This is a genomic window from Rhizobium sp. BR 315 (assembly GCF_050577975.1).
In the GTDB taxonomy this organism is placed as follows: domain Bacteria; phylum Pseudomonadota; class Alphaproteobacteria; order Rhizobiales; family Rhizobiaceae; genus Rhizobium; species Rhizobium miluonense.
On sequence record NZ_JARWKZ010000006.1, the window covers coordinates 19015 to 40877 of the forward strand.

Sequence of the window (21863 nt, forward strand, 5' to 3'; positions counted from 1 at the left end):
TGATCTTGCGAGGGCATATGTCGAGCATTGCAGTTGCGACTCTATTGGCTGTCATCGCATCCAAATCGCCGGCAGGTTTTTCAGATGCCGGTCGGCTACTTGCCGATTGCGGCGGTTCTCGGCAATTTGTCTCCGGTTACGTTATCGGCTGGCTGGATAAGTGGAATCGCGATGACCTTGTTGCTCGTCGCGGGATAGCCGAGTCAATTCCCAACGCCAGAGCGATGACGAATTGGGCATATTTCGGCGACTCCGTCGGCGTCGATATGTGTATTCCGACCCAGGTCGATGCCGCAAAGATCAGCGACATGCTCTGTAGTTTTCTGAATCGCAACCCAACACTTAAGGATGTTCCGGCAGAGGAAGTTATGAGCACGTTCGCCGGATTGAATTTCCCGTGCGATCCAAAATAGCTTCTTCATCACCCAGAAGGAGCGAGGAGAGAGACTCGGTCTAGGATACGGGCTTTCCCTGAGCTTTCGCTATGGCCGGATAGAGCCCTTCCTTCAGGCTGGTGGGCGTGAAGGGGCCGACCTGCTTGTAGAGGATCGTGCCGTCCGGGGAGACGAGATAGGATTCCGGAATGCCGTAGACACCCCAGTCGATGGCGGCAGAGCCGTTCGGGTCGATGCCGATCGCATTGTAGGGGTTGCCGAGCTCGCCGAGGAAGCGCAAGGCGTTTTCGCTCGTGTCCTTATAATTGATGGCCACGATGTTGAGCTGGCCGCTCTTTGCGAGTTCCTTCAGCACCGGATGTTCGTCGCGGCAGGGAATGCACCAGGAGGCAAAGACATTGACGAGCGTCAGCTTGCCCTTGATGGCGTCATCAGTCAACGCTGGCAGGTTGGAACCTTCGAGCGGCGCCATTGCAAGCTTGGGCGCCTTCGTGCCGATCAGGGCCGAGGGAATGGCCGATATGTCGGTGCCGTGGACTTCCTGGTCGTACATGACCTTGCCAACGGCAAGGGCGATACAGCCAAAGACGATCAGCGGGATCAGCGCCAGCAGATAGCGTGCGGTGCCGCCCGATTTCGGCTGGTCCTTATTGTCGGCATCGGCAGTCACTTCGTTTCGCCTTCGGGCGCGCGCTGGGAGCGGCGGCGGATGCCAGAGGCTTCCAATGCGGCGAGTTCGCGACGGCGCAGGCGTCCGTCGATCCATACCCAGGCGATGACGGCGAGGATGATAAACGCAGCAAAGCCGTAGGAGCCGAAGACGTAAAAGGGATGGCTCATCTTACTCCTCCCGGGCTGCCATGCGTGCGGCGATGCGGCGCTGTGCGGCAATTCGGCGTCGCCAGATCTCGTTGCGGATCGCCATCAGGTGCAGCGTAAAGAACAGCAGCGTGAAGGCCAGCGCCATAATGAAGAGCGGCCGGAGGAATTCCGCGTCGATGGCAGGGCCATCCATGCGCATGATGCTTTCCGACTGATGCAGCGTGTTCCACCAGTCCACGGAGAACTTGATGATCGGAATATTGATGAAGCCGACCAGCGTCAGGATGGAGGCGACGCGGGCCGCTTTGGACGGATCGTCCATGGCGCGGTTCAGCGCGATCAGGCCGAGATACATAAGGAACAGGATGAAGACCGAGGTCAGGCGCGCATCCCAGACCCAATAGGTGCCCCACATCGGCTTGCCCCAAAGCGAGCCGGTGACCAGTGCGATCAGCGTGAAGGCGGCGCCGAGCGGAGCGGCGGTCTTGCCGGCGACATCGGCCAGCGGATGGCGCCAGACAAGCGTGCCGATCGCCGACATGCTCATGATCGTGTAGCACATCATCGAAAGCCAGGCGGCGGGCACATGAATATACATGATGCGGACGGTATCGCCCTGCTGGTAGTCGCCCTGGGTCGTAAACGATAGATAAAGGCCGATCGCGAAAAGCACAGCCGAGATAACAGCCAGCCAGGGAATGAGACGCGACGAAAACGCCAAGAACCGCGTGGGGTTGGCGAGGTCGGAAAATCGGCTGATCGCAGGGCTGATATCGCTCATGCGGCTTGTTTAACCCGATATGGCTTTTCCGGCAATCGACCGCATTGTCTCAGATCGACGAAACAGTATCTCATCGCGATCAATCAGTCGTGTTTCGCAAGGCGAGGGCGGCGGTAGCCGGGCCGAGGACGGCGAAGAACAAGGTGAGCGCGATCAGGATCAGGAACGGCGGCAGGAAGGGCTGCGGCCCGGCGACGGCGGCATAGGTGGCGCTGACGCCGAAGATCAGCACCGGGATGGTCAGCGGCAGCACCAGAATGGAGACGAGCAGGCCGCCGCGCGGCAGCGCTACGGCCACGGCCGCGCCGACTGCGCCGATGAAAGTGATCGCCGGCGAACCGACGAGCAGGGTGAGCGCCGTCGCGCCGATCGCGGTCTCGTTCATATTCATAAAGAGGCCGAGAAGCGGTGAGGCGATGACGAGGGGCAGGCCGGTCGCCACCCAATGTGCCGCACATTTGATGAAGACCGTCAGCACCAATGGCGTTTCTTGCATGACCAGCAGATCGAGCGAGCCATCGTCACGCTCGGCTTGAAATAGCCGGTCGAGGCCGAGGAGGCTCGCAAGCAGCGCGCCGATCCAGACGATGGCCGGGCCGATGCGCGAGAGAAGCTTGAGGTCGGGACCGACGCCGAAGGGAATGATGGCGACGACGGTGAGGAAGAAGAGGATACCGATCAACGCCCCGCCGCCGGCGCGGACCGAGAGTTTCAGGTCGCGGAGGAAGAGGGCGGTCATAGGTGATGACTTTCAAACTGCGGGGAGAGATTGCCTTTCGCTTGGCTCAGGGCGCGAGAAGCCTTTGCTTCTCGCCACCCCCCTCTGCCCCTTCGGGGCATCTCCCCCACAAGGGGGGAGATCGGTAACTTGTCGCTCACTAGAGACCAAGTAACGGCTTCCGGCATTTGCAGATCATATCGAAGTCGCTTGAGGCAGGGTGCCGCCACCCACGATCTCCCCCCTTGCGGGGGAGATGTCACGATAGTGACAGAGGGGGGTAACTCATCGCCTAGCGATGAGCTTTTTCGGAGGGACATGTCATGAAGGCGTGCAGCGCGAGGGGGGTATCGCAGGCTCGGCAAACTCCGCATTGTCGGCCTCATCCCCAAACCCCTTCGCTCACCCCGGCAAACCCTGTCATCCGCATTTCCTGCACATTCTCCAACCCCAACGGCTGGTGTGTTGCAGCAAGGACAATGCCGCCACTCTTCTGATGCGCCGTGATCAGTTGTGCGAAGAGTTGGTCTGCCGAGCTGTCCAGCGCTGCCGTCGGTTCGTCGAGGATCCAGATCGGGCGGTAGGCGACGAGAAGTTTCGCGAAAGCGATTCGCCGCTGCTGGCCGGCGGAAAGGTAGCCGAAGGGCAGATGGATGATGCCGGCGAGCCCGACGGCGTCAGCGGCTTCATCGACATCCAAGCCGAAGCCGCCCGCCATGTCGCCGAAGAAGGTTTTCCAGAAGGTCAGATTTTCTGTCACGGTCAGCTCGGATTTCATCGCGTTGCGATGGCCGAGATAATGGCTGGCTTCGCCTGGCGGACGGTTCGATTCGTCGTCCTTACCCCTCAATGTGACGCGGCCTTTTTCCTGTCTGAGAAGGCCTGCTATGACGCGCAGAAGTGTTGACTTTCCCGACCCGTTGCGACCGGTCAAAACGAGGGCGTCACCATCCCGCAAGTCAAAGGAAACATTCGAGAAAATCAGGTCTTCGCCCCGCCTTGCCGCCAGATTTTCAGCGCATAGATGCATTCGCTTAGGCTTTCCCCGTTTTCGTTGCCGCAGTGCGCAAAAAATTGTCCAATTTTGCGCTTTCTCACTCTGGCAAGTCTTTACGAAATTATCTATAAGACCTGCAACCACGCCAGCGGTCGGCGTGAATTTCATCCTTGCGCCGAACTTAAGGTTTTCTGCCTTACGTGCGGACAGCGGAAATGGCCGCACCCGCATCCTGATGTGCATAAAGTGCATAGGCGTTCGCACGACTGTGTTGGCTATCAGAAACGGGGTATCTCGTGTCTAAATCTCTTGACAGTTTTAATTGTCGTTCCACGCTGACCGTGGGCGGGAAAGATTATGTCTATTTCAGCCTGCCGAAGGCTGAAGCGAATGGTCTGCCCGGCGTTTCCAAGCTGCCTTATTCCATGAAGGTGCTTCTGGAAAACCTGCTGCGTTTTGAAGACGGGCAGTCGGTGACCAAGGAACACATCCTCGCCGTCGCCGAATGGCTGACCAACAAGGGTACCGTCGAGAACGAAATCGCCTATCGCCCGGCGCGCGTGCTGATGCAGGACTTCACCGGCGTTCCGGCCGTGGTTGACCTTGCTGCCATGCGCGACGCGATGGTGTCCCTCGGCGGCGATCCGGAAAAGATCAACCCGCTCGTTCCCGTCGACCTCGTCATCGACCATTCCGTCATCGTCGACGAATTCGGTACGCCGCAGGCTTTTGCCCGCAACGTCGAGCTGGAGTACCAGCGCAACGGCGAGCGTTACCGCTTCCTGAAGTGGGGCCAGCAGGCGTTCAAGAACTTCCGCGTCGTTCCCCCCGGCACCGGCATCTGTCATCAGGTGAATCTCGAATATCTCGGCCAGACCGTCTGGACGAAGGAAGAGGACGGCGAAACGATCGCCTATCCAGACACCTGCGTCGGCACCGATTCGCACACGACCATGATCAACGGTCTCGGCGTTCTCGGCTGGGGCGTGGGAGGTATCGAAGCTGAAGCTGCAATGCTCGGCCAGCCGGTTTCCATGCTGCTGCCGGAAGTCATCGGCTTCAAGCTGACCGGCAAGCTCAAGGAAGGCGTCACCGCGACCGACCTTGTGCTGACCGTCGTGCAGATGCTGCGCAAGAAAGGCGTCGTCTCGAAGTTCGTCGAATTCTTCGGCCCTGGCCTCGACGCGCTGCCGCTCGCTGACCGTGCCACCATCGGCAACATGGGTCCGGAATACGGCGCGACCTGCGGCTTCTTCCCGGTCGACAAGGAAACGCTGAACTATCTCAACATGTCCGGCCGCGCGAAGGATCGTATCGCGCTCGTCGAAGCCTATTCCAGGGCACAGGGCATGTGGCGTGACAATGACGGTTCCGACCTCGTCTTCACCGATACGCTCGAACTCGACCTTGGCGACGTAGTACCGGCCATGGCAGGCCCGAAGCGTCCGGAAGGCCGTATTCCTCTGGAAAACATCGCCTCCGGTTTCGCCACCTCGCTGGAAACCGAATACAAGAAGCCGGGCCAGCTTTCCAACCGCTATGCGGTCGAAGGCACGGACTTCGATCTCGGCCATGGCGACGTTGCAATCGCCGCCATCACGTCCTGCACCAACACCTCGAACCCCTCGGTGCTGATCGCCGCCGGCCTGCTGGCCCGCAACGCTGTTGCCAAGGGACTGAAGAGCAAGCCTTGGGTCAAGACGTCTCTGGCTCCCGGATCGCAGGTCGTCGGCGAATACCTCGCCAAGTCCGGTCTGCAGGCCGATCTCGATAAGCTCGGCTTCAATCTGGTCGGCTTCGGCTGCACCACCTGCATCGGCAATTCCGGCCCGCTGCCGGCGCCGATCTCGAAGACGATCAACGACAAGGGCCTGATCGTATCAGGCGTTCTTTCGGGCAACCGCAACTTCGAAGGCCGTATTTCTCCTGACGTCCAGGCAAACTACCTGGCCTCGCCGCCGCTCGTCGTCGCCTATGCGTTGGCCGGCTCGGTGCAGATGGACCTGACCAAGGAGCCGATCGGCGAAGACCAGAACGGCAAGCCGGTCTATCTGAAGGATATCTGGCCGACCTCGCACGAGATCCAGGAATTCATCCTGAAATACGTCACCCGCGAGCTCTACGAATCCAAGTACGCCGACGTCTTCAAGGGCGATGCCAACTGGCAGGCTGTGCAGGTTCCTCCGGGCCAGACCTATGCCTGGGACGACAACTCGACCTACGTGCAGAACCCGCCTTACTTCGTGGGCATGGGCAAGACCGGCGCCGGTATTTCCGACATCAAGGGCGCCCGCGTTCTCGGCCTCTTCGGCGACAAGATCACCACCGACCACATTTCCCCGGCCGGTTCGATCAAGGCTGCCTCGCCGGCCGGCTCCTACCTCATCGGCCATGGTGTCGGCGTTGCCGACTTCAACCAGTACGGCACGCGCCGCGGCAATCATGAAGTCATGATGCGCGGCACCTTCGCCAACATCCGCATCCGCAATCACATGCTCGGCCCGAACGGCAAGGAAGGTGGCTACACCATCCACTATCCGTCCAAGGAAGAGACGTCGATCTACGATGCGGCCATGCAGTACAAGGCCGAGGGCGTTCCGCTCGTCATCTTCGCAGGCGTCGAATACGGCAACGGCTCGTCGCGTGACTGGGCTGCCAAGGGCACGAACCTGCTCGGCGTGCGCGCCGTGATCGCCCAGTCCTTCGAGCGTATCCACCGCTCGAACCTTGTGGGAATGGGCGTCATCCCCTTCGTTTTCGAGGAAGGCACCACCTGGGCGAGCCTCGGCCTGAAGGGCGACGAACTGGTCTCGATCGAAGGCCTGGAACACATCAAGCCGCGCGAGCGCAAGATCGCCAAGATCACTTATGGCGATGGCACGGTTAAGGATGTTCCGATCATCTGCCGTATCGATACGCTGGATGAGGTCGTCTACGTCAATAATGGTGGCATCCTGCAGACCGTTCTGCGCGATCTCGCTGCCTAACGGACGTCTGAGCTAATTTTGTGCGCCGCCGGGGGAAAGTCTCCCGGCGGCCTCTTCTTTTTCACGGTGATGTGTACTGCGCGCCCGGTACCGGACCTTGGCCTCACCCCATCGTGACTTTGCGTCATCGCACTAAACTATTATCTCTTGTTTCAGATTTTTCCGGCTTGATGTGGATATGATCATCCAAGGCGTGAGCGTTTGGAGTCTGTGGGGCAGGCGGCTCTTAGGATTTGATGCAAAGGTAAGATAGAAATGTGCCTTCGATTTTCGGTTCCACTTCTGGCAGGCATCGCGCTCGCAAGTTCGCTGCATGCGCAGGAGGCTGCGAAGATCAAGGGCGTGGTCGAGCTTTTCACCGCGCAGGGCTGCGCCTCCTGTCCGCCGGCCGATGCGGCTTTCCGCAAGCTGATTCGCCAGGGCGATGTCGTCGCACTTGCCTATCATGTCGACTATTGGAACTATCTCGGCTGGAACGACACTATGGCGACCAAGGAAAATACGGCGCGCCAATATGCCTATGCCCGCACATTCGGCCGCAGCGGGGTCTATACGCCGCAGGCCATCGTCAACGGCCGGGTTCACATGAATGGCTCGGACCTCAACGCGATCAACGTCAAGCTCGATTCCTTCCAGCACGATGGCGAAGGACTGACGGTTCAGGTGAATGCCGCCATGAAGGATGACGAGCTTTCGATCAAGATCGGCGCCGGTCAGGGCAAGGCCAATGTGGTCGTCGTCTATTTCGACAAGGAGCAGATGGTGGCTCCGAAGGGCGGCGAAAACAACGGCCAGCAGATCGCCTACATGCATGCGGTTTCCGATGTCGAAACCGTCGGGATGTGGGATGGCAAGGCGATGAATATCGTGTTGCCTGCCAATGTGTTAAGCAAGGCCGGGCGGCGGGGGCTTGCAGTCCTTCTGCAGTCGTCGTCGACATCAGGCGATCCTGCCGCGATCATCGGCGCGACGGTTCTGACGGTCGGTTCTGACGGCTGAGCGGCTTGTCCAGCTGGCCGGAAAGCTCACTGTTTCAATTAATGCTGAAAAGATTCCTTATTTTGGCGTAAGCCAAAAATATCTCTATTTTGGCTAACGCCAAAAAGAGAGGGTGCCCGGCGAGGACGCATTCGGGGCTGGGGTTTAGTCGATGCGCCCCGGCCGGGCCGTTTGGCGCGGCGGCGCCAAACGGCCCCCTATACTTCCTGTAAATTGGGCGTCGTTTTGACTGAAATGCGGCGCTGCCGAGATGCTTTCAGGCATGGGAAAAAAATTGTGAGCCGTCAGCCGTCTTGCAATTTGGTGTGGCTGAGGCAAACTGTCATTCTCCTGTCATGAGATAACCCCTGGGGGATTGATGACTGATCAGCCGGATTTGCGACACGGCGAAAGCCGTTCCGTCGATACGAATTCTTCCGTTGTCGTCGATCTCAGGGAGTACAAGCAGAGTAAGGACCCGCTACCGGTCACTTTCCATCGCCGCGAACTGGATGCGATTCTCTGGATCTACGGCCGCATGGTGGGCGAGGGCGAGTGGCGCGACTACGCCATCGACCATCTCAAGGACAAGGCGGTTTTCTCCGTCTTCAAGCGCTCCGGCGAGATGCCGCTCTTTCGCATCGAAAAGAACCCGAAACTTTCAGTCAAGCAGGGCGCCTTCTCCGTCATCAATACCAACGGGATGACCTTGAAGCGCGGACATGACCTGCAGCAAGTGCTGAAGGTCTTCGACAAGCAGCTGAAGCTGGTGGAGAAGTAGTTCTCTTCATTGATGGTGGGGGATGAGGATAGAGGGGGGTATCAGAGGCTCAACACGAGCGCAGATCTACCTCTCAAACAACGTCCCCGGATAGACCGACGGATCCGGATCGGTTTCAGCGCCCTCGCCCAGCGCCTTCTGCATCAGCATGGTATCCAGCCATCGGCCATGCTTGTAGCCGGTGCCTTTCAGCAGGCCGGCTTCGGTAAAGCCTGCGGCGCGGTGTACGGCGACGGAGGCCGGATGGGCGCCGCCGATAACGGCGATCATCTGGCGAAAGCCGAGCGTCTCGCAGCTTTCGACCAAGGCATCGAGCAGCAGCCTGCCGACGCCGCGCCCCCGTGCCTCCGGCGCAAGATAGATCGAATCCTCCACCATCCAGCGATAGGCCGGCCGCGTGCGAAATGCCGAGGCATAGGCATAGCCGAGAAACGTTCCGTCCCGGTCCTCGGCGACGATATAGGGATAGGCTTTTTCCTGGATCGCCTGGAAGCGGCCAGCCATCTCCTCCTCGTTCGGAGGCGTGATCTCGTAGCTTGCCGTGCCGTTCAGCACGGAATCGCGGTAGATGGCGGTGATGTGGGGAAGGTCGTTTAGAGTAGCGCTGCGAAGGCTGACGGACATTGTTTTCATTGCCTGATATGCGGTTTGCGAACGTCGCTATCAAATAGCAGGGTTGGCCACCAGGCAAACGAAAAAGGCGGCCGAAGCCGCCTTCCGATATCTCGTTCAAACCGTGCTGTTAACGGCGATCGCCGAGGAATTGCAGCAGGAACATGAACATGTTGATGAAGTCCAGGTAGAGCGACAGGGCGCCCATGATCGCCTTGCGGCCGGCTACAGTCACGTCGTCAGCATCAAAGTACATTTCCTTGATCCGCTGCGTATCGTAGGCGGTGAGGCCTGCGAAGATCAGGACGCCGATCACGGAGATCGCGAACTGCACGGCGGACGAAGCCAGGAAGATGTTGACCAGCGACGCGATGATCAAACCGAAGAGACCCATCATCATGAACGAGCCCATCGCGGAGAGATCACGCTTCGTGACGTAGCCGTAAAGCGACAGCGCGCCGAACGAAGCGGCGGTCACGAAGAAGGTCTGCACGACGCTCTGGCCGGTGTAGATGATGAAGACCGACGACAGCGACAGCCCCACCAGCGCAGCGTAGACCCAGAAGGTCGTCGTCGCGGCAGCCACGCTCATGCGGTTGATCCTGAAGCTCAGGAAGAAGACCATTGCGAGCGGAGCGAAGATGACCACCCACTTCAGCGGGCTCAGATAGATCGCCTGGCCGAAGGCCGTCAGATGTCCGTTAGCGAAAGCGAGCGAGAAGGAGAGATAGGCGGCAACACCCGTGATCGCCAGACCCAGCGCCATCAGGTTATAGACCTTGAGCATGTAGGCTCGAAGGCCCTCGTCTATTATCGCACCGGATTGCGCGCCGCTCTGCGCCCGGTTTTGGTAGTTGCGAAAGTCAGCCATGTTTTCCTCTTTTAAGCTCCGATGTGAATACGGTGTCGGGCCGTTCAGGCCCAGGCGCCGCTGCGGAGCTCCAGCATGCCTGCAGAGAATATGAGGCTTTCGAGCCTTGTACACAAGGGTCCAGCGGGCGGACCCATGTTAAATCGATGTAATATCGGGTCGTTTTCGCGGCGTTCGGTTAATGCGCCTAAGGGCTCACAGCTCGCGCAGAACGGGAGCCGCCTTCTGGCCGAGAATGCGCCAGGTGCCGATGAGGCCTATCCCGACCGTCAGTACCAGGGCGATGATGAGGGTGGAGATGGCGACGTCGGGCAGGAAGGCCGATGGCAGGTGCATGATGCGGCTGACGATGTACCAGGCGGAGGCGGAGCCGGCGATCAGCGCGAAGACGGCGGTTGCCGCCCCCAGGATCAGATATTCGTAGCTGAAGGCGCGAATCAACGTCGCCCGCGTCGCGCCGAGCGTCTTGAGGATGACGGCATCATGCGTGCGGGCTCGATTGCCGGCCGCCAATGCCCCCGCCAGCACCAGCACCGAGGCGATGAGCGCGACCGAGGCTGCCGCGCGGATAGCGGCGGCGAGCTGTCCCACAAGCGTGTTGACGACATCGAGCGCATCCTTGACGCGGACGCTGGTGATGGTCGGGTAGGCATTGCTGACCTTCCGCAGGATCGCGGCCTCCTGCTCCGAGGAGGCGGAAGCATCCGTCAGGGTCGCGAGCCAGGCATGCGGCGCGCCCTTGAAGGTATTGGGCGAGAAAATCATTACGAAATTGATCGACAGCGATTGCCATTGCACCTTGCGGAAGCTGGCGATCTTGGCGGTGACGTTGCGGCCAAGCACATTGACGGTGACCTTGTCGCCGAGCTTCAGACCGAGCGCCTTGCCTTCCTCATCCGAAAAGGACACCAGCGGCTCGCCGCTATAATCCTTGTCCCACCATTGGCCTTCGGTGAGCGCGGCATTCTCGGGCAGGGTTTCGGCATAGGTGATGCCGCGGTCGCCGCGCAGGACCCATTGTCCGGCGGCAGGCACCTTCATCTTGGTGACATCCTCGCCGTTGAAGGCGACGATACGGCCCCGCAGCATCGGCGCTTCGACGAGCTTGCCCTTCGGGTCTTCGGCAAGCACGATCTTGCGGAAGCCTTCCAGCTCCGGTCCCTGAATGTCGACGAAGAAGAAGTTTGGTGCCTGCTCGCTCATGCGCCCCATCAGTTCGCGGCGCATATTGCCGTCGATCAGCGTCAGGGTGACCAGCAGCGCGAGACCGAGGCCAAGCGACAGCACGACGGACGAGGTGAGCGCACCCGGCCGGTGGATATTGCCGATCGCCAGCCTTAGCGCCGGCGAGCGTACCCGCGGGCTGCGGCGGGCCAGCCAGGAGAGCAAAGCGGCAACGGCGCGCAGCACGACGAAAGCTCCGGCGATCGAGACGACGAAGACGATGGCGATGAAGCGATCATAAGCGGTGACGATCGCCAGAGCCGCAAGTGCCATCATCAGCAAGCCGGCGGCAAGCAGATAGGGCCAGCCGGGCAGGCGGCGTGCTTCGAAGCCCTGTTCCCGGAACAATGCCGTCGCCGGCACCTCGCGGGCATGGCCGAGCGGCGGAATGGCAAAGGCAAGCGTCGTCAGCAGGCCGAAGAGCGCAGCCAGTGTCAGCGCGCCGGGATAGAGCCGCGGCGCGGTCGAAATCGGCAGGAATTCGGCCATGAATTGTGAAGCGATGATCGGCGCAATGGCGCCGAGACCAAGGCCGATCACAATGCCTGCCAGCGCGATGACGGCGATCTGAATGAGATAGATCAGCACCACGACGAAGGCTGGCGCGCCCAGGCATTTGAAGGTGGCGATGGTGGTGCGTTTCGAATCGAGGAAGGCCCGCACAGCATTGGCGACGCCGACGCCGCCGACGATGAGTGCCGCAAGGCCGACGAGCGTCAGGAACTGCGAGAAGCGGGTAACGTTGTCGGCGAGTTCGGGGGCGGCACGCGCGCTGGTGCGGATCGACCAACCCGCCTGCGGGAAAGCTGCATTGGCCCGATCACCGATGTTGCGCAGGCCGATTGCGGGATCATCCATGCGGAGCCGATAGGCCTGTTCGACGAGGCTGCCTGTTGCAATCAGGCCCGAGGCGGAGAGTGCATCGCGGCTGGTAAACAGGCGGGGCGCAAAACCGAAGCCTTCGGAGACGGCATCCGGCTCGCTCTGTATGGTGCCGGTGATGCGCAGCTTCGTATTGCCCAGCAGCAACTCGCCGCCGACCTTGAGGTTGAGGCGTTCGAGCAGCAGCGGCGCGACAACGGCGCCAAAGCTGCCATCCTTAGCGGCCAGCAGAGTCGACAGCGGCTGATTGGGCTCGGCTTCGAAGGCGCCGTAGAGCGGGTAGGCGCCATCGACCGCCTTGACCTCGACCAGCGCCTGGTCGGAGCCGTCGGGCAGGCGGGCCATGGAGCGCAGGCTCGTCGAGCGGGAGAGTTTGCCGAGGCCCTGGAGATAGGCCAGCTCCTCGGGAGTGGCCTCGCGATTGCGCAACACGAAACGGGCGTCGCTGGCAAGCAGCGACTGGCCCTGTGTCGAGATGGCGTCGGTGATCGAGCGGGAAACGGAATTGACGGCGGCGATCGCGCCGGTGCCGAGCGCAATACAGGCGAGAAAGATGTAGAAGCCGCCAAGGCCGCCGCGCAGCTCGCGCAGGGCAAGGCGGAAGGCGAGCGTCAGGCGCGTTCGCACCGCGCCTGTCATGCTATTGCCGCCTGATTGACGCGCGTCCGGGCACTGTCGTTCTCGATCTCGCCGGAGCGAACGCGGATCTGCCGCGAGCAACGGGCGGCAAGCGCCGGATCATGGGTCACGAGCAGCATGGTGGTGCCACGCTCGGCCTGCTGGGTAAAGAGCAGGTCGGCGATCTGCCGTCCAGTATCCGTATCCAGATTGCCGGTGGGCTCGTCGGCGATCAGCACCGCCGGGGAGGGCGCCAGCGCGCGGGCGATCGCCACGCGCTGCTGTTCGCCGCCGGAAAGCTGGCCGGGATAATGATTGAGCCTCTCGCCCAGCCCCACTGCTTCCAGCTCCCGTCGGGCGATATCGAAGGCGTCACGCACATTGGCGAGTTCCAGCGGCACTGCGACATTCTCGAGCGCCGTCATATTGGCGATTAGATGGAAGGATTGAAAGACGATACCGATATTGCGGCCGCGGAAATCGGCGATGCGATCCTCGCTCAGGTTATGCAGCGGCGTGTCGCGGATCAGAAGCTCGCCGCTGTCGAGCTTTTCGAGGCCGGCCAAGACCATCAGCAGGGTGGACTTGCCGGAGCCGGACGGGCCGACGATGCCGACGGCCTCACCCTCGATGACGGTGAGGTCGATGCTCTTCAGCACATGGACTGAGGCGGCAGCGTTGCCGAGGGTCAAATCCGCCTTCTTCAGCTCGATGATGGTTTTTGCCAATGCGAACGCCCTATATATCAGAGAACATTAGAGACAATGGCGGGCGCGATGAGCCCGAACAGCGAATTTAGGGAATGGATCATGGGTTTTAAAGTTGCTGCGCTTCAATTCGCTGTCATCACTTTCGGTCTTTTGTTTGGCGCGGCGGGTGCTGCGAATGCGCGGGCGATCCAGCTGGTCGGCCTCGGCGACAGCCTGATGGCGGGCTATCAACTCCCTCCCGGCGACGGCTTTCCTGCCAAGCTGGAAGCGGCGTTGAAGGCCAAGGGGCTGGATGCCGCCGTCGCCGATGCCGGCGTTTCCGGGGATACGACCTCCGGCGGGCTCTCGCGCATAGACTGGTCGGTGCCCGACGGCACCGACGGCGTGATCCTGGAACTGGGCGCCAACGACGCGCTTCGCGGTATTCCGCCGGAGCAGACGGAAAAGAACCTCGAGACGATGATCGAGCGGTTGAAGGGCAGAAAGATCCCGATCTTCTTTGTCGGCATGCTGGCGCCACCGAACATGGGTTCGGACTATGCCGAGAAGTTCAACCCGATCTACAAGCGCCTGGCCGACAAATACCAGCTTGCGCTCTATCCGTTCTTCCTCGATGGCGTCGCCACGCATGCGGATTTGCAACTCTCGGACGGCATGCATCCGAACCCCAAGGGGGTCGATGTGGTGGTCGAGCGCATCTTACCGGCCGTTATAAGTTTTGTAGGGATGATTGACGCAGGTGCGAAATAGGTGCTTGCACCGACTGCAAATGCGTGATTCCCTACTTATACCTGCAAGAGATTCGGGGAGTGCTCGTGATGCCGAGACTTTTTACCGCCCTCGAAATTCCGCGCAACGCGGCGATGAGCCTGTCATTGTTGCGCGGTGGTCTCCCGGGAGCCAGGTGGATCGACGTTGAAAACTATCACATCACTTTGCGCTTCATCGGCGATGTCGATGGCCGCACGGCGGATGAGATCGTCGACCGGCTGGACCGGATAGATCGCCCTGAGTTCCAGCTTCGGCTGGAGGGCATCGGTTCCTTCGGCTCCAAGAAACCGCATTCGGTTTGGGCCGGAGTCTCGCAGACGCCGGAAATGCACGCGCTGCAAGGCGAGATTGAGCGCATCTGCCAGCGCATCGGTCTGCAGCCCGATCCCCGCAAGTTCACGCCGCATGTCACGCTCGCCAGGCTGAAATCCTCGCGGGTCGACGATGTCGTGCACTATCTCTCCGGCCGCGGCAACTTCTATACGTCACCGTTTACGGTGGGGCGTTTCGTGCTTCTGTCCTCGCGCGAATCGGTCGGCGGCGGTCCCTATCTCACCGAAGAGATATTCCCGCTTCACGAAGCCCGCAGCGCCTTCCCGGCCTTGGGCAAAAGCGCGATGCAGCCAGCCAAGAGCATGGTGTAGACAGCCTCGAAATCCTCGCGGTCGCCATAATAGGGGTCGGGAATGTCCCTGTTGCTGCCGAGCGCAAGGGCATTGAAGAGGTGCAGCCTGCCGAGAGCATCGGCAGGCGCGGCCTTGCGCAAGTTCTTCAAATTGTCTTGATCCATCGCCAGGATCAGATCGAACCGGCCGAAATCGGCTGGTTCGATGCGGCGGGCTCGCTGGCCTGAAATGTCGATTTCATGTCCGGCCGCGGCGGCGATCGAGCGGCGATCCGGCTGCTCGCCCTGATGCCAGCCGCCGGTGCCGGCCGAATCGATTTCAAACTCTGAAGTGCGACCGGCCTGCGCAACCAGGTGCCTGAAGATGCCTTCGGCAAGGGGCGACCGGCAGATATTGCCGGCGCAGACGAAAAGAACCCTGTGACGATCCATGCTATCGTTCAACCGCTAGAGAGGAGTGACGTGTCATGAAATACGAGAAGCTGGACCGCGCGGCAATCGATCAAAACCTGTCGGAACTCGGCGGTTGGGCACTCGCGTCCGACGGACTTTCGATTTCGAAGACTTTCAAGTTCCGCAATTTCGTCGAGGCCTTCGGCTTCATGACGGAAGCAGCACTTGCCGCCGAAAAATTCAACCATCACCCGGAGTGGTTCAATGTCTATTCCCGCGTCGAGGTGAAGCTGACGACGCACGACGCCGGCGGCCTGACCGATTACGACGTCAAGCTGGCAAAAGCGATGGAAAAGGCGGCCGCGCGCCGGCTCGATTGAATCGCGTCAGGCGATCACCATATGTTTACACGGTCCGGGCGACGGGCGCGAATAGAGGTGAACGGAATGGATGACATCAAGTACGGGGAAATCCTGATGCCTGGTGATGAAGAGACCCAAAAAGAGCAGGAGAAATCGGTGCGCCGGAAATTCTGGCCGACTTTACGGAAAGCGGCTCGTCATATTCCGTTTTCGCGCGATGTCGTAGCCGCTTTCTATTGTGCGCTCGATCCGCAAACGCCGACCCGCGTTCGCGGCATCCTGCTGGCGGCGCTCGGCTATTTCGTCATGCCTGTCGACATCATCCCCGATTTCTTTGCCGTCATCGGCTATACGGACGACATCGCCGTGCTGACGCTCGCCTTCAGCATGATCAGGGGCCATATCCGCCAGGAACATTACGATGCTGCCGATCGGGCTTTGGAGAGCGAACCCGAGGCCATGAAGACGGCCTGATGCCCGCTTTATGGGGCTGGTCCGAATCCTCTCGGGTTTCCAGAGCTTTATGAGGCTCCCCTGATTTTAGCGAGGTCAAATTCTTGCCTGAATCTTTCTGTCTTAAATCGAATCCGTAGGGTGGTATTTCACCATCCGGGTTTTCCAACTCCTTCTGACGCGTTTCAAGCTCCGTTCGATACCTTGATTGAAATGGAACGGAGCCAAGAGTGGTCAGCGCTCCGTTGACGGTTTGGTAACCTGAATAAAGTCAAAATAGGGCAGCTCACGAGCATAGGCGTGCGTTAATCGAATCGCCATGAGCTCTGGACCGCAAGAAATCGGCAGGAAACCATGTTTGTAAAAAGCTTCGCAATCGCCCTCTCGCTCGTTCTGGCCGGAACCGGCATCGCGTCCGCGCAGACCAAAAAGCAGAAGCAGCCGCAGGCACCTGTAGCGGCGGCGCCGGCCTCTCCTTCGCGCATCCAGCAGTTTGACGCCTGGGGCGCCTACTCCTACCAGTCCGCCGGTGGCAAGGTCTGCTACGTTCTCTCGGTGCCGACGGCCAAGGCGCCGCCATCGGGTATCGACCATGGCGAGAACTTCTTCATCGTGTCCCAGCGTCCGGGCCAGAACATTTCCTATGAACCGCAGGCGATGATGGGCTATCCGCTCAAGGAGAGCTCCAAGGTCAACGTCGTCATCGACAACAAGACCTTCGTGATGTTCACCAAGGACAAGGCCGCCTGGGTCGAGAATGCCGCGCAGGAGCCTGCGCTGGTTGCCGCCCTGAAGTCCGGTCACTCGCTGAAGGTTACGGCGACTTCGAAGAAGGGTACGGCGACGTCCTATACCTATTCGCTGAAGGGCGTCAGCGCTGCGCTGAAGCAGATCGAGAACTGCAAGTAAGATCGAGGGGCCGAGGGATCACGCTAATGTGATCCTCCCGTTGCCGCGACCGCAATGAACAAGGCCGGTCAAGACGACCGGCCTTTTGCTTTTGAAGGCCCAGCCTTTGCTTTTGAGGGAAAGGGATGACGCGGGCGGAAATTAATGCTAAAGGCCGCGCCAACAGCAGGTGTCCGGCAGACCGTGTGTCCCGCCACCGCGCGAATCTTCAGATTTCCGTGCCTTGCCCGCATCCGCAGCTTTCGTCAGCTTTTGCGGCATTGCCGATGTGAACCGTTGGAATGATCCTATGTCTGCCACCGATGTCATGACCCCCTCCAAGCTCAAGCCGATGCCCGTATCGCAGCCGGTCGAGCTTTCGCCGAAACCGTCGCTGATCGGCCTGACGCGCGAGGAAATGGGTGCCGCTCTCAAGGAAAAGGGCGTCGCCGACAAGCAGATCAAGATGCGCGTCAGCCAGCTCTGGAACTGGATCTATGTGCGCGGCGTCTCCGATTTCGATGCCATGGTGAATGTCTCAAAAGACATGCGAGAGATGCTGAAGACGCATTTCACTATCGCTCGTCCTGAGATCGTCGAGGAGCAGGTCTCCAATGACGGCACCCGCAAGTGGCTGCTCCGCTTCCCGCCGCGCGGCGCCGGCCGCCCGGTCGAGATCGAGGCCGTCTATATTCCGGAAGAGGGCCGCGGCACGCTTTGCATTTCCAGCCAGGTCGGCTGCTCGCTGACCTGTTCCTTCTGTCATACCGGCACGCAGCGGCTGGTGCGCAACCTGACGGCGGAAGAGATCCTGTCGCAGCTGCTGCTGGCGCGCGACCGGCTTGGCGATTTTCCGGATCGTGAAGCGCCGCAGGGCACGATCATGCCGGCGGAAGGCCGCAAGGTCAGCAACATCGTCATGATGGGCATGGGCGAGCCGCTTTATAATTTCGACAGCGTCAAGACGGCGCTGTTGATTGCCTCCGACGGCGACGGCCTGTCCCTCTCGAAGCGGCGCATCACGCTTTCGACCTCTGGCGTCGTACCGGAAATCTACCGCACCGGCGACGAGATCGGCGTCATGCTGGCGATCTCGCTGCATGCCGTGCGCGACGATCTGCGTGACATGCTGGTGCCGATCAACAAGAAATATCCGCTGAAGGAGCTGATGGACGCCTGCCGCGCCTATCCGGGCCTGTCGAATGCGCGTCGCATCACCTTCGAATATGTGATGCTGAAGGGCGTCAACGACAGCCTCGAGGACGCGAAGGGGCTGATCCAGCTCTTGAAGGGCGTTCCGGCCAAGATCAACCTGATCCCCTTCAACCCCTGGCCCGGCACGAACTATCAGTGTTCGGACTGGGAGCAGATCGAGAAGTTCGCCGATTTCATCAATTCGGCCGGTTATGCCTCGCCGATCCGTACGCCGCGCGGGCGTGACATTCTCGCCGCCTGCGGCCAGTTGAAGTCGGAGTCGGAACGCATGCGCAAGACGGAGAGATTGGCTTTCGAAGCAATGATGATCGCCAATCACGGCGAGGATTGAGCTCTATGCTCGTCGGACTGCGCAAGCCGATACGCCTCTTATGGGGCTATGTCGCTGCTTGCGCTATGATGGGCTTCGTGCTTGCCTGCGTTGCCGCATGGACGATGCCGGATACGGCGGCGCCCGAGCTTTTCGCACTGACGATCGCGCTGACCAAGCTCGCCATGATCGTCAGCATCCTGCCATCCATCGTGATCATCCTGATCCTGGAATGGCTCGGTATGCGCCGCTGGTACGGTTACGCGATCTACGGCGCCGTCCTGTCGGCCGTCGCCTCCATTTTGATTTCAGGCAGCGTGGAGCGGCCGCAGACCCTCAATCTAATCACTATCGTAGTCTGCTTCGCCTTCCTGGGTGCCGTCAGTGCCACCGTCTACTGGTGGATCGCCGGTCGGTTTGCCGGGCGTCGCGCTGTTCTCAGCGAGCCTGAGTGAAGAAGATCTTCACCGCGAAGATCGAGAAAACGCTGGCAAAGGTGTAATCCAGGCCGCGCATCACGCCGCGGTTTCTCTGCAGCCAGGACGACAGGCCATCGGCGGCAAGAACGACAAGCATGTTCACCGGCATGCCGATCACGATAAAGAAGAAGCCGAGGAAGAGCAGCTTATGCGTGACGGCCGGATCGCCCGCCGTGACGAACTGCGGCAGGAAGGTCATGAAGAAGATGATGACCTTCGGGTTCAGCAGATTGACCCAGAAGCCGTTGGAGATGTTGGCGAGTGGCGTTCCGCCGACCGCATCGACCTTCTTGACCGACAGGCTGGAGCCGAAGCGGATCGCCTGGATCGCCAGCCACAGCAGATAGGCAGCGCCACCGGTCTTCAGGACGGTAAAGGCAATGGGCGAGGCCGTAATCAGCGCGGAAATGCCAAAGGCCACAAGGCAGGTGTGAACGACAACGCCGAGCGTGGTGCCGAGCACGACGAAAAGCGCCGCCTTTTTGCCCTGCGCCAGCGCGCGGCTGATCGACAGCGTCATGTCGGGGCCAGGCGTCATCGCCAGCAGCAGGCTTGCTGCGGAAAAGGCAAGAAGGGTCGGCAGGCTAGGTATGAAGTCCACGGGGCTGCTCCGAAAACCGGATAGGGGATGCGTGTTTCTATCCGGCTTTGGAGGGATTGCAAATCAATCCTTCTTTTCGAGGAATGCCTTGAATTGATCAGCATAGTCGGGGTGCCAGCGCGACAGCGGCGGGCGGTTCTCGACGATATCGCCGGCTGCCCACAACATGCGGCGTTCATCGACAGGTCGGGCGACGTCGTTGTCCGGGCAGAGAATGTAGAAATCGCCGCGCTTAAGGCTTTCCACCATGAAATCGACCGTCTGCTCCGGCGTCCAGGCGCCGGCGGGTTTTTCCTTGCGTTCGCCCTTAGTCAGGCCGGTGAAGACGAAGCCGGGGATCAGCAGGTGCGCGGATATCTTTGCGCCTTCCGTATTGCGCAGCTCGTGCTGCAGCGCTTCGGTGAACACCTTCACGCCGGCCTTCGAGACATTGTAGGCGGGATTGCCGGGAGGCGTGGTGATGCCCTGCTTCGAGCCGGTGTTGATGATCAGGCCCGGTTCGCCATGCGCGAGCATGCCCGGTCCAAAGACGCGGGTGCCGTTGATGACGCCGAGCAGATTGACACCGAGGATGGCGTCCCAGCCGGCCTGGGCGCTGAAGATCGAGGTTTCCGGGCCGATGCCCGCATTGTTCATCAGCACATGCACGCGGCCGAAACGCTGCAGGACCGTGCGCTCCAACGCTTCCAGCGCTTCCCTGCTCGCAACGTCGGTCTCGATGGCCAGGACGTGCTCTTCCCCCGTGATCGCCTTGAGTTCGGCGGCCGCTTGTGCCAGCCGATCGCCGCCGAGGTCGGCAATGGCGACGCTCATGCCGAGCGAGGCGAAATATTTCGCTGCGGCAAAGCCGATGCCGGATGCGCCGCCGGTGACGACGGCAACATTGGATTTCTTGAAAATGTCTTGAATATCGGTCAAAGGCGTGCCCTCCAGGCAATGCTTGCTCGCCGCCGAATATGGAGCTTTCCGAAGGCGTGTCAAACCCGCCGGAGGCGGCGATGCAGCGCTTCCCCTTGCGCCTCACGATAATCTCGCTAAAAGTTCCGCGATACAGGTTTGCGGGCCTCTCCCCTGGCTCGCCTTGAAACGGAACTCACCATGGCATCACATAAAGACGTGAAGAAAGTCGTTCTCGCCTATTCCGGCGGCCTCGACACCTCGATTATCCTGAAGTGGCTCCAGACGGAGCTGGGCGCCGAAGTCGTGACCTTCACCGCCGATCTCGGTCAGGGCGAAGAGCTGGAGCCGGCGCGCAAGAAGGCCGAACTGCTCGGCATCAAGGAAATCTACATCGAGGACGTGCGCGAAGAATTCGTGCGCGATTTCGTCTTCCCGATGTTCCGCGCCAATGCCGTCTATGAAGGCGTCTACCTGCTCGGCACGTCGATCGCCCGTCCGCTGATCTCCAAGCACCTCATCGAGATTGCCAAGAAGACCGGCGCCGATGCCATCGCGCATGGCGCCACCGGCAAGGGCAACGACCAGGTCCGCTTCGAGCTTTCGGCCTACGCGCTGAACCCGGACATCAAGATCATCGCTCCCTGGCGCGACTGGTCGTTCAAGAGCCGTACCGACCTGCTCGAATTCGCCGAGAAGCACCAGATTCCAGTTGCCAAGGACAAGAAGGGCGAAGCGCCGTTCTCCGTCGACGCCAATCTGCTGCACTCCTCCTCTGAAGGCAAGGTTCTGGAAGATCCCGCCCAGGAAGCCCCGGAATATGTGCACATGCGCACCATTTCCCCGGAAGCTGCGCCCGACAAGGCAACGATCATCAAGGTCGGCTTCGAAAAGGGTGATGCCGTTTCGATCAACGGTCAGCGCCTGAGCCCGGCAACGCTGCTTGCGAAGCTGAACGAATACGGACGCGACAACGGTATCGGCCGCCTCGACCTTGTCGAGAACCGTTTCGTCGGCATGAAGTCGCGTGGCGTCTACGAGACCCCCGGCGGCACGATCCTGCTCGCAGCGCACCGCGCCATCGAATCCATCACGCTCGACCGCGGTGCCGCGCACCTCAAGGACGAGCTGATGCCGCGCTATGCCGAGCTGATCTATTACGGCTTCTGGTTCTCGCCGGAGCGCGAAATGCTGCAGGCGCTGATCGACAAGAGCCAGGAGCATGTCGAAGGCGAAGTGACGCTGAAGCTCTACAAGGGCAATGTCATGACCATCGGCCGCGAGAGCCCGAAGTCGCTCTATTCCGACAAGCTGGTCACCTTCGAGGACGACCAGGGCGCCTACGACCAGAAGGACGCAGCCGGCTTCATCAAGCTCAACGCACTGCGCCTGCGCACGCTCGCCAAGCGCAACCTGTCGAAGTAACTGATATCCAGATGCAGAAAAGCCCGCTTCCGGTCGTCGGAAGCGGGCTTTTCTTTTGTAGAAGGCGC

Annotated in this window: 24 protein-coding genes; 12 read left to right on the forward strand and 12 right to left on the reverse strand. The window is 60.5% G+C overall.

All coding sequences use genetic code 11. The annotated features are described in order from the left end of the window. The first annotated feature begins 17 nt into the window (after window positions 1-17). Window positions 18-413 (forward strand): Rap1a/Tai family immunity protein, encoded by a 396-nt coding sequence (locus QD409_RS09150; protein ID WP_092849420.1) that lies wholly within the window; start codon window positions 18-20, stop codon window positions 411-413. 40 nt (window positions 414-453) lie between these two features. On the opposite strand, the gene QD409_RS09155 is transcribed toward QD409_RS09150, so the two are convergent. The 5 genes from QD409_RS09155 to ccmA form a co-directional block, all read right to left on the reverse strand. Next, on the reverse strand, window positions 454-1065 hold the full coding sequence (locus tag QD409_RS09155; RefSeq protein WP_092849423.1) for a DsbE family thiol:disulfide interchange protein: 612 nt from the start codon (window positions 1063-1065) through the stop codon (window positions 454-456). Further along, complete coding sequence (gene ccmD, locus QD409_RS09160; RefSeq protein WP_092849426.1) at window positions 1062-1235, reverse strand: heme exporter protein CcmD; 174 nt, start codon at window positions 1233-1235, stop codon at window positions 1062-1064. Before ccmD ends, QD409_RS09155 begins: the two co-directional genes overlap by 4 nt. 1 nt (window position 1236) lies before the next feature. Beyond that, window positions 1237-1998, reverse strand: coding sequence for a heme ABC transporter permease (locus tag QD409_RS09165; RefSeq protein ID WP_092849429.1), 762 nt, complete (start codon window positions 1996-1998; stop codon window positions 1237-1239). A 79-nt stretch (window positions 1999-2077) separates the two neighbouring features. Then, the gene (gene ccmB, locus QD409_RS09170) at window positions 2078-2737 is read right to left on the reverse strand and encodes a heme exporter protein CcmB (RefSeq protein WP_092849431.1); all 660 of its coding nucleotides are present in this window, start codon (window positions 2735-2737) and stop codon (window positions 2078-2080) included. A 361-nt stretch (window positions 2738-3098) separates the two neighbouring features. Further along, window positions 3099-3746 (reverse strand): heme ABC exporter ATP-binding protein CcmA, encoded by a 648-nt coding sequence (gene ccmA / locus QD409_RS09175; RefSeq protein WP_092849434.1) that lies wholly within the window; start codon window positions 3744-3746, stop codon window positions 3099-3101. Between the two features lie 263 nt (window positions 3747-4009). Between ccmA and acnA the strand changes: the two genes are divergently transcribed. From acnA to QD409_RS09190, 3 genes are all read left to right on the forward strand, one after another. Further along, on the forward strand, window positions 4010-6700 hold the full coding sequence (acnA, locus tag QD409_RS09180; RefSeq protein ID WP_092849438.1) for an aconitate hydratase AcnA: 2691 nt from the start codon (window positions 4010-4012) through the stop codon (window positions 6698-6700). 255 nt (window positions 6701-6955) lie between these two features. After that, entirely contained in the window at window positions 6956-7699 is a 744-nt protein-coding gene (locus QD409_RS09185; RefSeq protein ID WP_092849441.1) for a DUF1223 domain-containing protein, read from the forward strand. Window positions 7700-8057: 358 nt separating this feature from the next. Beyond that, window positions 8058-8459, forward strand: a complete 402-nt coding sequence (locus tag QD409_RS09190) for a DUF2794 domain-containing protein (RefSeq protein ID WP_092849444.1) — start codon at window positions 8058-8060, stop codon at window positions 8457-8459. Between the two features lie 66 nt (window positions 8460-8525). Here the strand turns inward: QD409_RS09190 and QD409_RS09195 are convergent, their stop codons facing one another. From QD409_RS09195 to QD409_RS09210, 4 genes are all read right to left on the reverse strand, one after another. Continuing rightward, complete coding sequence (locus tag QD409_RS09195) at window positions 8526-9083, reverse strand: GNAT family N-acetyltransferase (RefSeq protein WP_092849447.1); 558 nt, start codon at window positions 9081-9083, stop codon at window positions 8526-8528. A 118-nt stretch (window positions 9084-9201) separates the two neighbouring features. Then, window positions 9202-9942, reverse strand: a complete 741-nt coding sequence (locus QD409_RS09200) for a Bax inhibitor-1/YccA family protein (protein ID WP_092849450.1) — start codon at window positions 9940-9942, stop codon at window positions 9202-9204. A 195-nt stretch (window positions 9943-10137) separates the two neighbouring features. Beyond that, the gene (locus tag QD409_RS09205; RefSeq protein WP_092849453.1) at window positions 10138-12687 is read right to left on the reverse strand and encodes an ABC transporter permease; all 2550 of its coding nucleotides are present in this window, start codon (window positions 12685-12687) and stop codon (window positions 10138-10140) included. Then, the gene (locus QD409_RS09210; RefSeq protein ID WP_092849455.1) at window positions 12684-13394 is read right to left on the reverse strand and encodes an ABC transporter ATP-binding protein; all 711 of its coding nucleotides are present in this window, start codon (window positions 13392-13394) and stop codon (window positions 12684-12686) included. The genes QD409_RS09205 and QD409_RS09210 overlap by 4 nt, the downstream gene beginning before the upstream one ends. An 81-nt stretch (window positions 13395-13475) precedes the next feature. On the opposite strand from QD409_RS09210, the gene QD409_RS09215 reads away from it, so the two are divergent. Both QD409_RS09215 and thpR read left to right on the forward strand, forming a co-directional pair. Further along, window positions 13476-14126, forward strand: coding sequence for an arylesterase (locus QD409_RS09215; RefSeq protein WP_092849458.1), 651 nt, complete (start codon window positions 13476-13478; stop codon window positions 14124-14126). A 68-nt stretch (window positions 14127-14194) separates the two neighbouring features. Further along, on the forward strand, window positions 14195-14791 hold the full coding sequence (gene thpR / locus QD409_RS09220; protein WP_092849461.1) for an RNA 2',3'-cyclic phosphodiesterase: 597 nt from the start codon (window positions 14195-14197) through the stop codon (window positions 14789-14791). Here the strand turns inward: thpR and QD409_RS09225 are convergent. Continuing rightward, on the reverse strand, window positions 14722-15204 hold the full coding sequence (locus QD409_RS09225) for a low molecular weight protein-tyrosine-phosphatase (RefSeq protein WP_092849464.1): 483 nt from the start codon (window positions 15202-15204) through the stop codon (window positions 14722-14724). The two genes, thpR and QD409_RS09225, sit on opposite strands and share 70 nt — an antisense overlap. A gap of 35 nt (window positions 15205-15239) precedes the next feature. Here QD409_RS09225 and QD409_RS09230 point away from each other — a divergent pair, with 35 nt between their 5' ends. The 5 genes from QD409_RS09230 (at window position 15240) to QD409_RS09250 (ending at window position 18848) form a co-directional block, all read left to right on the forward strand. Next, window positions 15240-15545, forward strand: coding sequence for a 4a-hydroxytetrahydrobiopterin dehydratase (locus QD409_RS09230; protein WP_092849467.1), 306 nt, complete (start codon window positions 15240-15242; stop codon window positions 15543-15545). Window positions 15546-15611: 66 nt separating this feature from the next. Then, window positions 15612-16001 carry a YkvA family protein gene (locus QD409_RS09235; RefSeq protein WP_092849469.1) on the forward strand — a complete coding sequence of 130 codons (390 nt, stop codon included), beginning with the start codon at window positions 15612-15614 and terminating at the stop codon, window positions 15999-16001. Between the two features lie 333 nt (window positions 16002-16334). Beyond that, the gene (locus tag QD409_RS09240; RefSeq protein ID WP_092849472.1) at window positions 16335-16889 is read left to right on the forward strand and encodes an invasion associated locus B family protein; all 555 of its coding nucleotides are present in this window, start codon (window positions 16335-16337) and stop codon (window positions 16887-16889) included. A 289-nt stretch (window positions 16890-17178) separates the two neighbouring features. Continuing rightward, window positions 17179-18414 carry a 23S rRNA (adenine(2503)-C(2))-methyltransferase RlmN gene (rlmN, locus tag QD409_RS09245; protein ID WP_430762508.1) on the forward strand — a complete coding sequence of 412 codons (1236 nt, stop codon included), beginning with the start codon at window positions 17179-17181 and terminating at the stop codon, window positions 18412-18414. A 5-nt stretch (window positions 18415-18419) separates the two neighbouring features. Then, on the forward strand, window positions 18420-18848 hold the full coding sequence (locus tag QD409_RS09250) for a hypothetical protein (RefSeq protein ID WP_092849581.1): 429 nt from the start codon (window positions 18420-18422) through the stop codon (window positions 18846-18848). Here QD409_RS09250 and QD409_RS09255 read toward each other — a convergent pair. Both QD409_RS09255 and QD409_RS09260 read right to left on the reverse strand, forming a co-directional pair. Further along, the gene (locus QD409_RS09255; RefSeq protein ID WP_430762509.1) at window positions 18832-19473 is read right to left on the reverse strand and encodes a LysE family translocator; all 642 of its coding nucleotides are present in this window, start codon (window positions 19471-19473) and stop codon (window positions 18832-18834) included. The two genes, QD409_RS09250 and QD409_RS09255, sit on opposite strands and share 17 nt — an antisense overlap. Window positions 19474-19536: 63 nt before the next feature. After that, entirely contained in the window at window positions 19537-20391 is an 855-nt protein-coding gene (locus QD409_RS09260; protein WP_092849587.1) for an SDR family NAD(P)-dependent oxidoreductase, read from the reverse strand. Window positions 20392-20571: 180 nt separating this feature from the next. Here QD409_RS09260 and QD409_RS09265 point away from each other — a divergent pair, with 180 nt between their 5' ends. Beyond that, complete coding sequence (locus QD409_RS09265; protein ID WP_092849592.1) at window positions 20572-21795, forward strand: argininosuccinate synthase; 1224 nt, start codon at window positions 20572-20574, stop codon at window positions 21793-21795. The last annotated feature ends 68 nt before the right edge of the window (window positions 21796-21863 follow it).

Excerpts from the sequence above, each read along its gene's own strand:
- QD409_RS09150 (WP_092849420.1), top strand. The coding sequence starts at position 18 with ATGTCGAGCATTGCAGTTGCGACTCTATTGGCTGTCATCGCATCCAAA.
- ccmD (WP_092849426.1), bottom strand. The coding sequence starts at position 1,235 with ATGAGCCATCCCTTTTACGTCTTCGGCTCCTACGGCTTTGCTGCGTTT.
- QD409_RS09165 (WP_092849429.1), bottom strand. The coding sequence starts at position 1,998 with ATGAGCGATATCAGCCCTGCGATCAGCCGATTTTCCGACCTCGCCAAC.
- ccmB (WP_092849431.1), bottom strand. The coding sequence starts at position 2,737 with ATGACCGCCCTCTTCCTCCGCGACCTGAAACTCTCGGTCCGCGCCGGC.
- ccmA (WP_092849434.1), bottom strand. The coding sequence starts at position 3,746 with ATGCATCTATGCGCTGAAAATCTGGCGGCAAGGCGGGGCGAAGACCTG.
- QD409_RS09185 (WP_092849441.1), top strand. The coding sequence starts at position 6,956 with ATGTGCCTTCGATTTTCGGTTCCACTTCTGGCAGGCATCGCGCTCGCA.
- QD409_RS09190 (WP_092849444.1), top strand. The coding sequence starts at position 8,058 with ATGACTGATCAGCCGGATTTGCGACACGGCGAAAGCCGTTCCGTCGAT.
- QD409_RS09195 (WP_092849447.1), bottom strand. The coding sequence starts at position 9,083 with ATGTCCGTCAGCCTTCGCAGCGCTACTCTAAACGACCTTCCCCACATC.
- QD409_RS09200 (WP_092849450.1), bottom strand. The coding sequence starts at position 9,942 with ATGGCTGACTTTCGCAACTACCAAAACCGGGCGCAGAGCGGCGCGCAA.
- QD409_RS09205 (WP_092849453.1), bottom strand. The coding sequence starts at position 12,687 with ATGACAGGCGCGGTGCGAACGCGCCTGACGCTCGCCTTCCGCCTTGCC.
- QD409_RS09215 (WP_092849458.1), top strand. The coding sequence starts at position 13,476 with ATGGGTTTTAAAGTTGCTGCGCTTCAATTCGCTGTCATCACTTTCGGT.
- thpR (WP_092849461.1), top strand. The coding sequence starts at position 14,195 with ATGCCGAGACTTTTTACCGCCCTCGAAATTCCGCGCAACGCGGCGATG.
- QD409_RS09225 (WP_092849464.1), bottom strand. The coding sequence starts at position 15,204 with ATGGATCGTCACAGGGTTCTTTTCGTCTGCGCCGGCAATATCTGCCGG.
- QD409_RS09230 (WP_092849467.1), top strand. The coding sequence starts at position 15,240 with ATGAAATACGAGAAGCTGGACCGCGCGGCAATCGATCAAAACCTGTCG.
- QD409_RS09235 (WP_092849469.1), top strand. The coding sequence starts at position 15,612 with ATGGATGACATCAAGTACGGGGAAATCCTGATGCCTGGTGATGAAGAG.
- QD409_RS09240 (WP_092849472.1), top strand. The coding sequence starts at position 16,335 with ATGTTTGTAAAAAGCTTCGCAATCGCCCTCTCGCTCGTTCTGGCCGGA.
- rlmN (WP_430762508.1), top strand. The coding sequence starts at position 17,179 with ATGTCTGCCACCGATGTCATGACCCCCTCCAAGCTCAAGCCGATGCCC.
- QD409_RS09250 (WP_092849581.1), top strand. The coding sequence starts at position 18,420 with ATGCTCGTCGGACTGCGCAAGCCGATACGCCTCTTATGGGGCTATGTC.
- QD409_RS09265 (WP_092849592.1), top strand. The coding sequence starts at position 20,572 with ATGGCATCACATAAAGACGTGAAGAAAGTCGTTCTCGCCTATTCCGGC.